This window comes from Stenotrophomonas sp. SAU14A_NAIMI4_5 (assembly GCF_003086795.1).
In the GTDB taxonomy this organism is placed as follows: Bacteria; Pseudomonadota; Gammaproteobacteria; order Xanthomonadales; family Xanthomonadaceae; genus Stenotrophomonas.
On sequence record NZ_CP026003.1, the window covers coordinates 893,802 to 908,352 of the forward strand.

Genomic DNA, 14,551 nt, shown 5'->3' on the forward strand with positions numbered 1-14,551 from the left:
CTGGCGCCGCCTGACTGTATTGTGGGGACAAATGCGGCCGGAATCGACTCCCGCCGCAACAGCGCGCCGGCGCTGCCGGATCAGCCGTTCAGCAGCGGGCCGGACACGTCCGGTGCTGCGCCGGCCGGCACGCCCTCGGCATCGAGGGTGAACAGTGCCTGCGGCAGGCGCTTGAACTGGTCGGCCAGCTCCAGCAGGAAGCCGTGCATGGCCGAGCTGCGCCGCCAGACCATGGCGATGCGCCGGCTGGGGCGGCCTTCGCCGGTGAAGTCGAGCAGGCGGATGTTGTTCGAACGCGGCACCGGCGGCTGCACCGACAGGCTCGGCAGCAGGGTGATGCCGACGTCGGCGGCGACCATCTGCCGCAGCGTTTCCAGGCTGGTGGCGCGGAATTCGGATTTCTCGTTGGCGCCGAACAGGCGGCAGACTTCCAGCGCCTGGTCACGCAGGCAGTGGCCGTCTTCCAGCAGCAGCAGTTTCTGCGTGGCCAGCTCCTGCACGTCCAGGTGTTCGCGGCGGGCCAGCGGATGGCGGCCGGACACGGCCAGCAGGAACGGTTCCTCGAACAGGAATTCGGCATGCAGCTGGTCGTCGATCACCGGCAGCGCCAGCAGCGCGGCGTCCAGCTTGCCTTCGCGCAGGCGCTCCAGCAGCACGTCGCTCTTTTCCTCGACCAGCAGCAGTTCCAGTTCGGGGAAGCGGTCGCGGATGCGCGGGATCACATGCGGCAGCAGGTAGGGGCCCAGGGTCGGGAAGATCCCCAGGCGCACCGTACCGGCTTCCGGGTCGCGGCTGCGTCGCGCCGCTTCCTTCAGCTGTTCCACTTCGGACACGATCACCCGTGCGCGCATCGCCGCTTCCTGCCCGGCCGGGGTCAGCATCACCTTGCGCGGTGCGCGTTCCACCAGCGGTACGCCCAGCTCCTCTTCCAGCTTGCGGATCTGGGTGGACAGCGTGGGCTGGCTGACGAAACAGGACGCGGCGGCCCGGCCGAAGTGCTTGTGATCGGCCAGGGCCACCAGGTATTTCAGATCGCGAAGATTCATCGTAAGACCCCAGGGGTAACGGACCGGCTTACCCAGCAGGCAATGGTGCCCCCGATACCCTGGGAACGAATGATCAGGCCGCCTCGGCCACCGCGCCGCTGCCCTTGCTCACGGACGAACGGATCAGGTGGTCGAAGGCGCTCAGTGCCGCGGTGGAACCGGCGCCCATGGCGATGATGATCTGCTTGTAGGGTACCGTGGTGCAATCGCCTGCGGCGAACACGCCCGGCAGGTTGGTCTGCCCGCGGTCATCGATGACGATCTCGCCACGCGGCGACAGCGCCACGCTGTCCTTCAGCCATTCGGTGTTGGGCAGCAGGCCGATCTGCACGAAGATGCCTTCCAGTTCGACCCGGTGGGCATCGCCGCCGACGCGGTCCTTGTAGACCAGGCCGGTGACGCGGCTGCCATCGCCGAGCACTTCGGTGGTCTGCGCGCTGGTCAGCACGGTCACATTGCCCAGGCTGCGCAGCTTCTTCTGCAGCACTTCATCGGCGCGCAGGCTGGAATCGAACTCCAGCAGGGTCACATGCGACACGATGCCGGCCAGATCGATGGCCGCTTCCACGCCGGAGTTGCCGCCGCCGATCACCGCCACGCGCTTGCCCTTGAACAGCGGGCCGTCGCAGTGCGGGCAGTAGGCCACGCCCTTGTTGCGGTACTGGTCCTCACCCGGCACATTCATCTGCCGCCAGCGTGCGCCGGTGGAGAGGATGACCGAGCGCGACTTCAGCACCGCACCGTTTTCCAGCTGCACCTGCACCAGGCCGTCTTCGCCGGCCGGCACCAGCGCGGTGGCGCGCTGCAGGTCCATGATGTCCACCTCGTACTCGCGCACGTGCTGTTCCAGCGCGGTGGCCAGCTTCGGGCCCTCGGTCTCCTTCACCGAAATGAAGTTCTCGATCGCCATCGTGTCCAGCACCTGGCCACCGAAACGCTCGGCAGCGATGCCGGTGCGGATGCCCTTGCGCGCGGCGTAGATGGCCGCTGCGGCACCGGCCGGGCCACCGCCGACCACCAGCACGTCGAAGGCGTCCTTGGCGGCGATCTTCTCGGCGTCGCGCTTGCCGGCGTTGGTATCCAGCTTGGCCACGATCTGTTCCAGGGTCATGCGGCCCTGGTCGAACACTTCACCGTTGAGGTACACGGTGGGCACGGACATGATCTCGCGCTTCTCCACTTCGTCCTGGAACAGCGCGCCGTCGATGGCCACGTGCTGGATGCGCGGGTTGAGCACGGCGGCCAGGTTCAGCGCCTGCACCACGTCCGGGCAGTTCTGGCAGGACAGCGAGAAGTAGGTCTCGAAGCGGTAGTCGCCTTCCAGGTTCTGCACCTGCTCGATCAGCTCGGCGGTGGCCTTGGACGGGTGGCCGCCGACCTGCAGCAGGGCCAGCACCAGCGAGGTGAACTCGTGGCCCATCGGCAGGCCGGCGAAGGTCAGGTGGATGTCCTGGCCCGGGGTGCCGAGGTCGAAGGACGGCACGCGGCCCTGGCCGTCGCGCAGGACCTGCAGCGAGATCCTGTCCGACAGGCTTTCCAGGGTCTGCAGCAGTTCCAGCATTTCCTGCGACTTGGCACCGTCATCGGCGTGCGCGGTGATCTGGATCGGGCGGGTCACGCGCTCCAGATAGGTCTTCAGCTGCGACTGCAGGTTGGCGTCCAACATGGTCTTCTCCTGGCTTCAGGCAAACAGGGGGCGTGGCACCGCTGTGAAAGGTAGCGGACCAGCGAGGGGGTAGGGGTGAACCCAAGGCAGCAGAGACAGCTGTGGAAGGGGCTGGCGAGCGATGGCTTGCTTGCTCGGCTGTCTTGGGTTCACCCCCACGCCGGCGTGGGGCCGGCACGGGGATGAGGAGCGCACCGCGGCGTGGGGCCGCGGCAGGCCGGTCCTGCTTTAGATCTTGCCGACCAGGTCCAGCGACGGGGTCAGGGTCTTCTCGCCTTCCTTCCACTTGGCCGGGCAGACCTGGTTCGGGTTGGCGGCGGTGAACTGGGCAGCCTTCAGCTTGCGCAGGGTCTCGGACACGTCACGGGCGATCTCGTTGGAGTGGATCTCCAGGGTCTTGATCACGCCTTCCGGGTTGATGATGAAGGTGCCGCGCAGGGCCAGGCCTTCTTCTTCAATGTGCACGCCGAAGGCGCGGGTCAGCTTGTGGGTCGGGTCGCCGACCAGCGGGAACTGGGCCTTGCCGACGGCCGGCGAGGTTTCGTGCCACACCTTGTGCGAGAAGTGGGTGTCGGTGGTGACGATGTAGACCTCGGCACCGGCCTTCTTGAACTCGGCGTAATGCTCGGCGGCGTCTTCAATCTCGGTCGGGCAGTTGAAGGTGAAGGCGGCCGGCATGAAGATCAGGACGGACCACTGGCCCTTCAGGCTGGCATCGGAAACCTTGATGAACTCGCCGTTGTGGTAGGCGTTGGCTTCGAACGGCTGGATCTGGGTGTTGATGAGGGACATCGTTTTTCCTCTGGGTGAAGGGGAGTGGGTGAATCGACAGGAGCTAGGTTACCGATTCATCAGTGATAAGAACAATGCATTGATTTCATCTATTTGATAGGTCGAGTCTATTGAAGTGTGATGAGCCTGCCATGAGTCCGGTCGCCGCCATCCTGCAAGTGATTGTATGGAAAGGGAAAACTTGGCGGGCCGTGAAGATGGGCCGATAGCCCCTCCTTATGCCGCCCCGCCGGACCTGAACGAATCCCGCGTTTGTAGAGCCGAGCCCGCGCTCGGTTGCGTCGCTCCGTAGAGTCGAGCTTGCTCGACTGCTCTGCCGGCGCAGTCGAGCAAGCTCGACTCTACAATTGAGGCATGTCCTTCAAAACAGAACCCACCCTGCGCCAGGCCGTAGCCGACGCCAGCGCCCGCCTCGGCGGCATCGACGCCCGCCACGAGGCCGAACTGCTGCTGCTGCACGTGCTGGACCGGCCGCGCAGCTGGCTGTTCGCCCACGCCACCGATCCGCTGCCCGCCACCGATCTGGCGGCCTTCGAGGTCCTGCTGGCGCGCCGTGTGGCCGGCGAACCGGTGGCCTACCTGACCGGCCGCCGCGGCTTCTGGACGCTGGACCTGGAGGTCGACCCCTTCACCCTGATTCCGCGCCCGGAAACCGAGCTGCTGGTCGAGCTGGCGCTGGAGCGCCTGCCGGCCGATCGCAACCTGCAGGTGGCCGACCTCGGCACCGGCAGCGGCGCCATTGCCCTGGCCCTGGCCAGCGAGCGCCCGCAGGCCCAGGTGCTGGCCACCGACGCCAGCTACGGCGCGCTGGCGATGGCCGCGCGCAATGCCGCCCGCCATGAACTGGGCAACGTGCGCTTCGCCGAAGGCGGGCACGACTGGTATGGGCCGCTGCAGGGCCAGCGCTTCGATCTGATCGCCAGCAACCCGCCGTACATCGCCAGCGATGACCCGCACCTGCAGCAGGGCGACCTGCGTTTCGAACCGGCCACCGCGCTGGCGTCCGGCGTGGATGGGCTGGATGACATCCGCCGCATCGTCGCCGGCGGCCAGGCGCACCTGCTGCCCGGCGGCTGGCTGCTGATCGAGCACGGCTGGGACCAGAGCGAGGCGATCCGCGCGCTGTTCGAGCAGGCCGGCTATGCGCAGGTGCGGACCGCGCAGGACCTGGAGCAGCGCGACCGCATCACCCTGGGCCAGCGCCCGGCCTAGAATGGAGGTTCTCCTGCCTCGGCAGGGCATCACCCTGGAGCTGCAAGCATGCGTACGCTGTATCCCGCCATCACCCCCTACGACGTCGGCACCCTGAAGGTCGACGACCGCCACACGCTGTACTTCGAACAGTGCGGCAACCCGGACGGAAAGCCGGTGGTGATGCTGCACGGTGGTCCGGGCGGCGGCTGCAGCGACAAGATGCGCCAGTTCCACGACCCGTCGAAGTACCGCATCATCCTGTTCGACCAGCGTGGCGCCGGCCGTTCCACCCCGCATGCGGACCTGGTGGACAACACCACCTGGGACCTCGTTGCCGATATCGAAAAGCTGCGCGAACACCTGAAGGTGGACCGCTGGCAGGTGTTCGGCGGCAGCTGGGGTTCGACCCTGGCCCTGGCCTACGCCGAAACCCATCCGCAGCGCGTGACCGAGCTGGTCCTGCGCGGCATCTTCATGCTGCGCCGCTGGGAACTGGAATGGTTCTACCAGGAAGGTGCCAACCGCCTGTTCCCGGATGCGTGGGAGCACTACCTGAAGCCGATCCCGGCCGTGGAGCGCCACGACCTGATCTCGGCCTTCCACCGCCGCCTGACCAGCGAAGACGAAATCACGCGCCTGGAAGCAGCCAAGGCCTGGGCGGTGTGGGAAGGCGCAACCAGCTTCCTGCATGTCGATGATGACTTCATCAACAGCCACGAAGACCCGCATTTCGCGCTGGCCTTTGCCCGCATCGAGAACCACTACTTCGTCAACGGCGGTTTCTTCGAAGTGGAAGACCAGCTGCTGCGCGACGCGCACCGCATCGCCGATATTCCGGGCGTGATCGTGCACGGCCGCTACGACGTGGTGTGCCCGCTGGCCAACGCCTGGGACCTGACCAAGGTCTGGTCGAAGGCCAGGCTCGAGATCACCCCGGCCTCGGGCCACTCCGCATTTGAAGCGGAGAACGTGGACGCGCTGGTGCGCGCCACCGACAGCTTCGCCTGATGCCCACGGGATCGGATCCCCATCCACGCACGGCGTGGATCTACTGCACTCGGTAGTGCCGGCCGCTGGCCGGCGAGGGGTCGGATCCCTTTCCCATGGAAAGGGCTCTGACCCCGGTGTGGCCCCCATCCACGCATGGCGTGGATCTACCAGTCGCCGGCCAGCAGCGCGTCGGCCAGCACCTGCAGCTTCGGCGAATGCTGCCGCGATGGCGGGTAGATCAGCGACAGCTCGCGGCTGCGGCCTTCAAACGGCTGCAGTACGCGCTGCAGGCGTCCGTCAGCCAACGCATCGGCCACCGCGAAATCCATCACCTGCACGATGCCGATGCCGGCGATGGCCGCTTCCACCAGCGGGTCGCCGCTGTCGAACACCATCCGCGTCGGCGGGGTGAAGTCGTGCAGCTGGCCGTCCTGCCGGAACTGCCAGTCCACCACGCGTCCGCTGCGCAGGTTGCGTACCGCCAGGCAGGCATGGTCGTGCAGCGTGGCGATACCCCCCGGCGTGCCGCAACGCGCCAGATAGGCCGGGCTGGCCACGGTCACCCAGCGCAGCGGCCGCAGCGGCCGCGCAACGATGCGCTGGTCGGCAATCACGCCGGTGCGCAGCGCGGCATCGAAACCTTCCTCGACCAGATCGACCAGGCGATCACTGAGCACCGCATCCACCTGCAACTGCGGGTGCTGCTGCAGCAACGGGCCCAGCAGCGGCACCAGCACCTTGCGCCCGAACATCGACGGGGCGCTGATCCTCAGCGTGCCCGAAGGCGTGCACGGGCGGTCAGCCAGCTGCCGCTCGGCATCCTCCAGGCCGCACAGCAGCGGCGCGACCTGGTCGACGAACTGGCGGCCATCCGGGGTCAGCGCCACGTTGCGGGTGTTCCGCTGCAGCAGCTTCACCCCCAGCGTAACCTCCAGCCGGCCGATCGCGCGCGACAGCCCGGACTGGCTCAGGCCAAGCTGCCCGGCGGCGACGGTGAAGCTGCGTGCCTCGGCCACCTGCACCAGCATGCGCACGGCATTGAGGTCCAACGAGGGTCCATTCATGCCGAAAATCATGACAGATATGGTCAGGCAAGGGTTTATTGATAGCGCCGCATCAATGAGACTGCGTTCCCCCACCGATCCACCACCGCCGATGCCCCCTCTCAAGTACGCAAGCTGGGCGCTGACCCTGCTGGCCACCGCTCAGCTGATCATCGCCCTGGACGCCACCATCATCTTCGTCGCCCTGCATGACATGGGCCGCGCGCTGCAGATCAACGCGCAGCAGCTGCAGTGGGTGGTCAGCGCCTACACCGTGGCCTTCGGTGGCAGCCTGCTGCTGGGCGGGCGCGCCGCCGACCTGATCGGGCGCCGCCGCTTCTACCGGCTGGGCATGCTGCTGTTCGCGCTGGCCTCGCTGCTGGGTGCGCTGGCACCGAATGCCACGCTGCTGATCATCGCGCGCGCCGCGCAGGGCATCGGTGCCGCGCTGCTGTTCCCGGCCACGCTGGCGCTGATCAACACGCTGTACGCAGAGGGCCCGGTGCGCAACCGCGCGCTGGCGATCTGGAGCATGGCCAGCGCGGTCGGCCTGGCGCTGGGTACCCTGCTCGGTGGCGTGCTGACCCAGGCGTTCGGCTGGCCGGCCGTGCTGGCGGTGATCGTGCCGATGGCCACCGCCTGCGCCGTCGCCGCCGGTGCATGGCTGCCGGCCGATGGCCCGCGCGCGCAGGGCCGCTCGTTCGATCTGGCCGGCTGCATCACCGTCACCCTCGGCGGCAGCCTGCTGGTGACCACCCTCGTGCAGGGACCGGAGTGGGGCTGGACCGCGCCGGCAACGCTGGTCTGCCTGCTGCTGTCGGCGCTGCTGCTGGTGGCCTTCGTGCAGATCGAACAGCGCAGCCGCGACCCGTTGATGCAGTTCGCGCTGCTGCGCCTGCCCGGCCTGCGCGCTGCGCTCGGCCTCACCTTCGCCTTCATGAGCAGCTACGGCGTGCAGTACTACTTCATGGCGCTGTATTTCCAGGATGGCTACGGCTGGAGTCCGCTGCAGGCCGGCCTGGCGTTCCTGCCGGCGACGGCGGTGTGCACGGTCGGCATCCAGCTGGCCGAGTGGGCGCTGAAGCGCTGGAGTGCACGCAAGGTGCTGGTGCTCGGCCAGCTGGCCGGCGCCGTCGGCATCGCCTGGGTCGCAGCAACACTCCCGCACGCCTCGAACTTCTGGCCGCTGCTGCCGGGTGTGGTGGTGCTGAGCATCGGCCAGGGCATGACCTGGACCTCGATGTGGATCGTGGCCGGGCAGGGCGTGCCGGCTGCACAGCAGGGCGTGGCCTCGGGCATGGCCGCCACCGCGCAGCAGATCGGCGGTGCACTGGGGCTTGCGGTGCTGGTGATGGTGGCCAATGCCGGCGCCGGCGTTGCAGGTTCGCCCAGCGCGCTGGCCGGGCTGGTGCGTGCCGAGTACGGCGCCGCGCTGTTCGCCCTGTTCGGCGTGATCATCGCGCTGGGCCTGCGCCCGGCACCGGTAGACTGCGGATCCCTCGATGGCCAGGCCAACAACGCATGATCGAGCTGCTGGACCTGCAACAGACCCTGCACGCGTTTGCCGCCTGCAACGACGACCATGGCGTGTACGCGTCCTTCGGCTGGGTGCATGCCACCGACGGTGACCTGCTGCAGGCGCGGTTCTGGTTGCCGCCCGACGAGGAGACCGCGTTCGACGATGACAGCGAGGTGCCGGCCGAGGCGCGCGCGCTGGGCCTGTCCACCTACCTGGAGCCGGCCACGTTCGCCGACGTGCTCGACGTGCAGAAGCGGCAGCGCCCGTTGTCCACGCTGGCCGAGTACGCGCAGGCGCTGGCGCACTACCACGAGTACGACGCGTTCCAGCAGGTCGAAGGCATCGACGAGGCGCTGGGTGAGGCCACGGCCGCAGACCAGGCCGCCGCGCGCGATGCCGGCGTAGGCGCGGGCATCTTTGCCTCGTTCGATCTGCAGCTGCTGGCGTGTGTGGACGAACAGCTGAAGGCCACCGCGCAGGCCGTGGCGCACCTGCACGAGGTGTCGGTGGGTGAAGCGCTGGCACGCTGCCGTGCGTTGCCGTTGCTGCTGGGCGAAGCCCTGGATCGCAACCGCGCGCAGGCCATCAAGGATCAGTTCGAAGCGATCGGCGCGACCGTACAGGTGTACGGGTTCAAGCCGTTCCCGTGGATGGACGCGCCCGTGTTGCGTTGATGACGATTACCCAACCGCCAGCAACGCCGGCTGCAACGCGCTGAAGATCCGCGCCAACCGTTCCGCCCAGGCCTGCTGTCCGGCCACATCGGCAATCAGGTCCTGGCGGATCTCCAGCTCCACATGCACCAGGCCACGGCCTTCGCCATGCACCGGCACCGCGTAGTCGCTGGTGCTGCTCACCGAATACGGTTGGTTGTCGCCCACCACCAGGTCACCTTCATCGCGCAGGGCCTGCAGCAGTGCCGGGGCGAAGCGCGTGTCCTGGTGGTACAGCACGCCGGCGTGCCACGGCCGCGCCGCGCCGTTCATCGCCGGGGTGAAGCTGTGCATCATCACCAGCAGGGTGGGGCGGCCGGCGTCGCGGCGCGCGTCCAGCTCGGCATCGATGCGTGCGTGGTACGGCGCGTGGATGGCATCGATGCGCTGCTGCCGCTGCGCCGCCGACAGCCCGGCATTGCCCGGCACCACGGTGTGGTCGCTCACTTCCGGGATCAGCGTGGGCGAGGCCAGCGGCCGGTTGCAGTCGATCAGCAACCGCGAATAGGTCTGTTCGATGGCCCACGCATCCAGCAGCCCGGCCAGTGCGCGGGTGGTGCCTGCGATGCCGATGTCCCAGCCGATGTGGCGGTCCAGCTCGGCCTGCGCCAGGCCCAGGCCATGCAGCGCGCGCGGGATCTGCTGGCCGGCGTGGTCGGCCAGCAGCAGGAAGGGAGATGCACCCTGCGCACGGTGGATCGTGTAGATCGCGGGATCGTCGGCACCGAGCAGGGCCGGCGCCACGTGCAGGTCGGCATCAGCCACGCGGGCGTCCATCCAGGTGGTGCTCGATCATCCACAGGCCGGCCCAGAGCTTGGCGTCCAGCGCGTAGCCTTCGCCCATCTTCTGCACCAGCCAGGCGGCGGCCTGCGCGCGCGGAATCTCGTGCACGGTGATGTCTTCGCTGTCATCGCCGCCGCCCTCGCCGATGCGGCGCAGGCCGGTGGCACGGACGAAGGCGATCTGCTCGCTGCTGGCGCCGGAGGACGTCGGGCCGATCATCAGCACTTCGGCGTGCTCGGCGGTCCAGCCGGTTTCTTCTTCCAGCTCGCGCACGGCCGACGCTTCAATCGACTCGCCCGCCGTGATGTCGCCGACCAGGCCGGCCGGCATCTCGATGGTGGCCGACTGCAGCGGCACGCGGAACTGTTCGACGAACACCACCTTGTCCTCGGGGGTGACCGCGATGATGATCGCCGCCAGGCCACCGGCATGGGTGCGTTCGCTGTACTCCCACGTGCCGCGCACGACCATGCGCTGGTACTTGCCTTCGTAGACGACGCGCGGGGCTTCGGTGTTTCTCTGGCTCATGCGGGCTCGCTGGAGGAGGGGAGGGAATGGTCGGGACCGGCCGCGGTGGCCGAACCGGGATCGTTGACGCCTGCGGCGCTGAACAGCCGGCGGCGGGTCAGCGGGCCGAAGCGCAGCGCCTGGCACAGGCCGCCCAGCAGCTCCGGGTCCGCCGCCTGGCGCAGCAGGCCCGGCTGGCAGCCTTCCAGCGGCGCGTCCAGCGCGATGGTGGTCAGCTGCCGCCAGAGCTGGGCGTGGTCGCGCTGCTCGCGCAGGCGCACGGCCATCTGCGCGGCGCCGCGCAGGCGCAGGAACGGCACTTCGTCCAGGCGTTCGTACAGCGCGTCCATGCTGCCGAAGTGGGCCAGCAGCACCGCCGCCGACTTGGCGCCGACACCGCTGATCCCGGGAATGTTGTCCACCGCATCACCACACAGGGCCAGGTAATCGGCGATCTGGTGCGCGTGCACGCCGTGCCGCGCCTTCACTCCGGCCACGTCCCAGCGCTGGTTGCGTGCGTAGTCCCACTGTTCGTCGTGGTCCAGCAGCAGCTGCGACAGGTCCTTGTCGGCGGAAATGATCAGGCCGCGATGGCTGTGCCGGTGCTGGTGCAGCGCGCTGCCGATCAGGTCGTCGGCCTCGTAGTCATGGTGGGCCAGCACCACCAGGCCCAGCGCCGCGCACAGCGCCTTGCAGTGCACGAACTGGCGCTTCAGCGCTTCCGGCGCTGGGTCGCGGTTGGCCTTGTAGGCCGCGTACAGGCGGTGGCGGAAGCCGCTGTCCAGCGCTTCGTCGAAGGCGATGGCGATGTGCCGGGGGCGCTCGCGCTCGAGCAGGTCCAGCAGGAAGCGGGCGAACCCGTGCACCGCATTGGTCGGCCAGCCCTGGCTGTCCTGGAACTCGTCCGGCAGCGAATGCCAGGCACGGAACACATAGATGCTGGCATCCACCAGGTACAGCGGCGGCGGCAGCGGCACGGCATTCACGGCGCTCACTGGCCGGTCCAGTCCCGCAGCAGGGCCGCGGCGTCCGGCCGCTCGCGCTCGGGCACGTCGGCCTTGGGGGTGCCGATATGGATGAAGCCGGCGATGCCTTCGCCCTCGGCCAGGCCCAGGTGGGCATGCACGGCGGGGTCGAAGGCCATCCACGCGGTCAGCCACTGCGCGCCGAAGCCCAGTGCCTGGGCGGCCTGCAGCAGGGCGAAGCAGACACAGCCGGCGGTCATCAGCTGCTCCTGCTCGGGCACCTTGGCGTCCGGGCGCGGGCTGGCCACCACCACGATCACCACCGGGGCGTGGCTGAAGCGCTGGCGGTCCTTCTCGAACACCGCCTCGCCGGCCTGCGGATCGCGCTGGCGGCTGCGTTCGACCAGGAAATCCCCCAGGGTGTGACGGGCATCGCCGGCAATCTTCAGGAAACGGAACGGGACGCGCTTGCCGTGGTCGGGCACGCGGACGGCCGACTGCAGCATGCGCAGCAGGGTGGCCGGGTCCGGGCCGGGCTCGCCCAGCTGCCGCGAGGGCACCGAACGGCGGGCGTCGAGGGCGAGCAGGGCTGCGGGGTCGGGCATGGAGTCTGAACCGGTCATCACGGGCTGAAGATTATAGTCGGGGCAGTTGGTGACGCTGCCTGCGTCGTGTTTGCCCTTTCAATATCAAACTGTGATGAACGTCATGCCACTGCCGGGCATCCGGCGAGCCCTTCCCCTCGCCTCGCAGGTCCCGCACGGCTTAGGATATCCGTCTTGCCGGGCCGCCGGTCGTGAGGTTTGAAGTGAGGACTGTTTCACTGTCCGTGACGGGCTGGCCGGCTTACCATCGACGATCCGGTACATGGGGTGTACCGGTCGTCGCGATGTCCATCATGTCTGTCGTATCAGAGAAGGTGGGGAGCCTTCCCGAATGATGAGTGCGCCCACTCAGATGGGATCGTCGGGTCGTGACCCGGCCCAGCTCAAGCGTGCGCGGGACGCTGTCCTGCCCGCGCTGGGCCAGGCTTTCGGCGCGGCGCTGGCGCGGTTTGACGATGCCCTGTTCGATCGAGCCGGCAATGCCGGCTCGTCGCAGTTGCTGTTCCTGGATGCCATGCGCGAACTGCGCCGGCGCCGGGACGAGATCACCGCGGCGTTTGCCGCCCACCTGGACCGGGCCTGGGCCGCGCTGGCCGACGGCCATCCGCTGTCCGCCGAAGCCACCCTGTCCGGGCCGGCCGAGGAAAGCCTGAGCCTCATTCCCGAGCATGTCCTGGAGTCGCGGCTGGCGGTGCGCAACTTCGCCACCGTGCTGCTGCGCGATTTCAAGCCGGTGCTGGCCCGCCTCGACCGCCGCCTCGGCTGGCTGGTCGGCGGCCTGGAACTGGACGCCGACCTCGATCCGATCAGCCCCGAACATCTGGGGGTGGCCATCCACCAGGCCTTCGCCGGGTGCGAGCTGGCCCCGGAAGTTCACCTGGTGCTGATCAAGCTGTGCGAGCGCGACATGCGCACGCCGGTGGGCCGCATCTACGAGAAGCTGGACGAGCAGTTGGCGGCCGCCGGTGTGATGCCGCAGATGGGCGCCCCGCGGCGACCGCTGTCGGCGGCCCCGGCCCCGCAGGCCCCGCACGGGCTGGACGACCTGGTCGAGCAGCGCCAGACGTCGGGCTTCGAGACCGATTTCAGCGACGAGGAGCAGGCCGCACCGGCCTGGGCGCAGCGGTTTGCCGCGCGCTGGTCCGAACGTCGTGGCCACATGCAGCAGCTGCCCGACGAACATGGCATGCCCGGCGGCGCGCCGGCCGGGTCGGCCGGGTCGGGCGAAGCCTATCCCGGCCAGCAGGGCATGCTGCTGGAGGCGCTGCACGAACTGCTGCAGCAGACCCGGCATGTCCGCGAGGACGCCACGTCGGCCGCGCAGGTGGCGGTGGGCCAGCATCGCCCGCTCAGCCAGCGCGAGATGATGTCGGTGCTGTCGCTGCTGCAGGCCACGCCCAGCGCCACCCTGCGCGCGGCCATCGGCGAGGACGGCGAATCACTGGCGCAGCGGCTGAAGAGCGAAGTGCTGTCCAACGCCACCCGCCTCGGCGTGGACCCCGGCCAGACCCGGCTGGACCCGCAGGACGAGGATGCGATCGACCTGGTCGGCATGCTGTTCGACGTGATGCTGGACGAACGCGAACTGGAAGGCCGCTCGCGCGAGCTGATCGGCCGCCTGGTGGTGCCCTTCGTCAAGGTCGCCATGCTCGACCGCCGCATGTTCGTGCAGAAGACCCACCCGGCCCGCAAGCTGCTCAATTCGCTGGCCGAGGCCTGCGAAGGCAACACCGGCGAAAGCCAGGCCGAGCGCATGCTGATGGCCAAGGTCGAGGAGATCATCGAGCGCCTGGTCGCCGAGTTCAACGAGAACCTGGCGATCTTCCTGACCCTGGAAGAAGAATTCCGCGATTTCCTGCTGCAGCATCGCCGCCGCGTGGAAATCGCCGAGCGCCGCGCCGCTGAAACGCAGCGTGGCCAGGAAAAGCTGGAGATGGCCCGCAACCGCGCCGGCGCCGAACTGGACCGCCGCATCGGTGATGCCACCCTGCCGCCGGCGATCGCCGAGTTCCTGCGCCAGCCGTGGCAGCACCACCTGACCCTGGCGCTGCTGCGCGAGGGCGAGGACGGCGCGTCCGTGGCCGAGGCACTCAGCCTGGGCGATGGCCTGCTGGAGGAAGTGGCCGAGGCACGCCGGCACATCATCGGCAAGCCGTGGCTGCAGGCCTGGCAGCCGGTGCTGGCCAAGGTGTTCGCCAGTGTCGGCGTGCACGGTGATGCGGCCTCGGCCGCCATCGATGTGCTGCATGGCACCCTGCAGGGCATTGCCGAATCGCGGCCGGAACTGCAGCGCGCGCTGCCGGAACTGCCGCAGGTCGCGCTGCCGACCGCGCCGGTGCCCGAAGCCAGTGCCGTGGAACTGGCCGGGCAGGTCGATACCGATGATTTCGACAATGCCGACGCCGATCGCTTCCGCCGCATGGAAATCGGCAACTGGCTGGACTTCGTCGACAAGGACGGCAAGGTCCAGGCCGGCAAGCTGTCCTGGATCAGCCCGATCTCCTCGCGCCTGCTGTTCGTCAACCGCCGCGGCGTGCGCTTCTGCGTGGCCTCGCCGGAAGAACTTGCAGTGATGGTGCGGCTGGGCCGCCTGCGCGCCCACGTCGACGATGGCGCCTTCGACAGCGCCATGCAAGGCGTGATCGACCGCCTGGACCCGGGCAGCGCCACCCTGCACTGAGGGGTGGCCGCCTGCTAGGATCGGGAAAACTCACCGATCAGCGGGGA

General features: G+C 68.6%; 13 protein-coding genes. 5 read left to right on the forward strand and 8 right to left on the reverse strand.

Going from position 1 to position 14,551, the window contains the following annotated elements; all coding sequences use genetic code 11:
- Window positions 1-80: 80 nt before the first annotated feature.
- The 3 genes from C1925_RS04065 to ahpC form a co-directional block, all read right to left on the reverse strand.
- Window positions 81-1,046: a LysR substrate-binding domain-containing protein gene (locus C1925_RS04065; RefSeq protein ID WP_108767813.1), complete on the reverse strand. Its 966-nt coding sequence runs from the start codon at window positions 1,044-1,046 to the stop codon at window positions 81-83.
- A gap of 73 nt (window positions 1,047-1,119) precedes the next feature.
- Entirely contained in the window at window positions 1,120-2,712 is a 1,593-nt protein-coding gene (gene ahpF, locus C1925_RS04070; RefSeq protein WP_108767814.1) for an alkyl hydroperoxide reductase subunit F, read from the reverse strand.
- 228 nt (window positions 2,713-2,940) lie between these two features.
- On the reverse strand, window positions 2,941-3,504 hold the full coding sequence (gene ahpC, locus C1925_RS04075; RefSeq protein ID WP_079220707.1) for an alkyl hydroperoxide reductase subunit C: 564 nt from the start codon (window positions 3,502-3,504) through the stop codon (window positions 2,941-2,943).
- Between the two features lie 354 nt (window positions 3,505-3,858).
- On the opposite strand from ahpC, the gene prmC reads away from it, so the two are divergent.
- Entirely contained in the window at window positions 3,859-4,716 is an 858-nt protein-coding gene (prmC, locus tag C1925_RS04080) for a peptide chain release factor N(5)-glutamine methyltransferase (protein ID WP_108767815.1), read from the forward strand.
- A gap of 48 nt (window positions 4,717-4,764) precedes the next feature.
- On the forward strand, window positions 4,765-5,706 hold the full coding sequence (pip, locus tag C1925_RS04085; RefSeq protein WP_108767816.1) for a prolyl aminopeptidase: 942 nt from the start codon (window positions 4,765-4,767) through the stop codon (window positions 5,704-5,706).
- A 146-nt stretch (window positions 5,707-5,852) separates the two neighbouring features.
- Here the strand turns inward: pip and C1925_RS04090 are convergent, their stop codons facing one another.
- On the reverse strand, window positions 5,853-6,752 hold the full coding sequence (locus C1925_RS04090; RefSeq protein WP_254051381.1) for a LysR family transcriptional regulator: 900 nt from the start codon (window positions 6,750-6,752) through the stop codon (window positions 5,853-5,855).
- Window positions 6,753-6,843: 91 nt separating this feature from the next.
- Between C1925_RS04090 and C1925_RS04095 the strand changes: the two genes are divergently transcribed.
- Together C1925_RS04095 and C1925_RS04100 are read left to right on the forward strand one after the other, a co-directional pair.
- On the forward strand, window positions 6,844-8,256 hold the full coding sequence (locus C1925_RS04095; protein ID WP_108767818.1) for an MFS transporter: 1,413 nt from the start codon (window positions 6,844-6,846) through the stop codon (window positions 8,254-8,256).
- Window positions 8,253-8,924 carry a hypothetical protein gene (locus tag C1925_RS04100; protein WP_108767819.1) on the forward strand — a complete coding sequence of 224 codons (672 nt, stop codon included), beginning with the start codon at window positions 8,253-8,255 and terminating at the stop codon, window positions 8,922-8,924. Before C1925_RS04095 ends, C1925_RS04100 begins: the two co-directional genes overlap by 4 nt.
- Before the next feature lie 6 nt (window positions 8,925-8,930).
- Here the strand turns inward: C1925_RS04100 and C1925_RS04105 are convergent, their stop codons facing one another.
- From C1925_RS04105 to C1925_RS04120, 4 genes are read right to left on the reverse strand one after another with little or no spacing between them, the layout of a single operon-like run.
- Entirely contained in the window at window positions 8,931-9,728 is a 798-nt protein-coding gene (locus C1925_RS04105; protein WP_108770614.1) for an N-formylglutamate amidohydrolase, read from the reverse strand.
- On the reverse strand, window positions 9,721-10,275 hold the full coding sequence (locus C1925_RS04110; RefSeq protein WP_108767820.1) for an NUDIX hydrolase: 555 nt from the start codon (window positions 10,273-10,275) through the stop codon (window positions 9,721-9,723). The genes C1925_RS04105 and C1925_RS04110 overlap by 8 nt, the downstream gene beginning before the upstream one ends.
- On the reverse strand, window positions 10,272-11,261 hold the full coding sequence (locus C1925_RS04115) for a 5'-3' exonuclease H3TH domain-containing protein (protein ID WP_108770615.1): 990 nt from the start codon (window positions 11,259-11,261) through the stop codon (window positions 10,272-10,274). The genes C1925_RS04110 and C1925_RS04115 overlap by 4 nt, the downstream gene beginning before the upstream one ends.
- The gene (locus C1925_RS04120) at window positions 11,246-11,824 is read right to left on the reverse strand and encodes a nitroreductase (protein WP_108770616.1); all 579 of its coding nucleotides are present in this window, start codon (window positions 11,822-11,824) and stop codon (window positions 11,246-11,248) included. The genes C1925_RS04115 and C1925_RS04120 overlap by 16 nt, the downstream gene beginning before the upstream one ends.
- A gap of 331 nt (window positions 11,825-12,155) precedes the next feature.
- Between C1925_RS04120 and C1925_RS04125 the strand changes: the two genes are divergently transcribed.
- A complete protein-coding gene (locus C1925_RS04125; protein WP_108767821.1) occupies window positions 12,156-14,504 on the forward strand; it encodes a DUF1631 domain-containing protein in 2,349 nt (782 codons plus the stop codon).
- Window positions 14,505-14,551 lie beyond the last annotated feature (47 nt).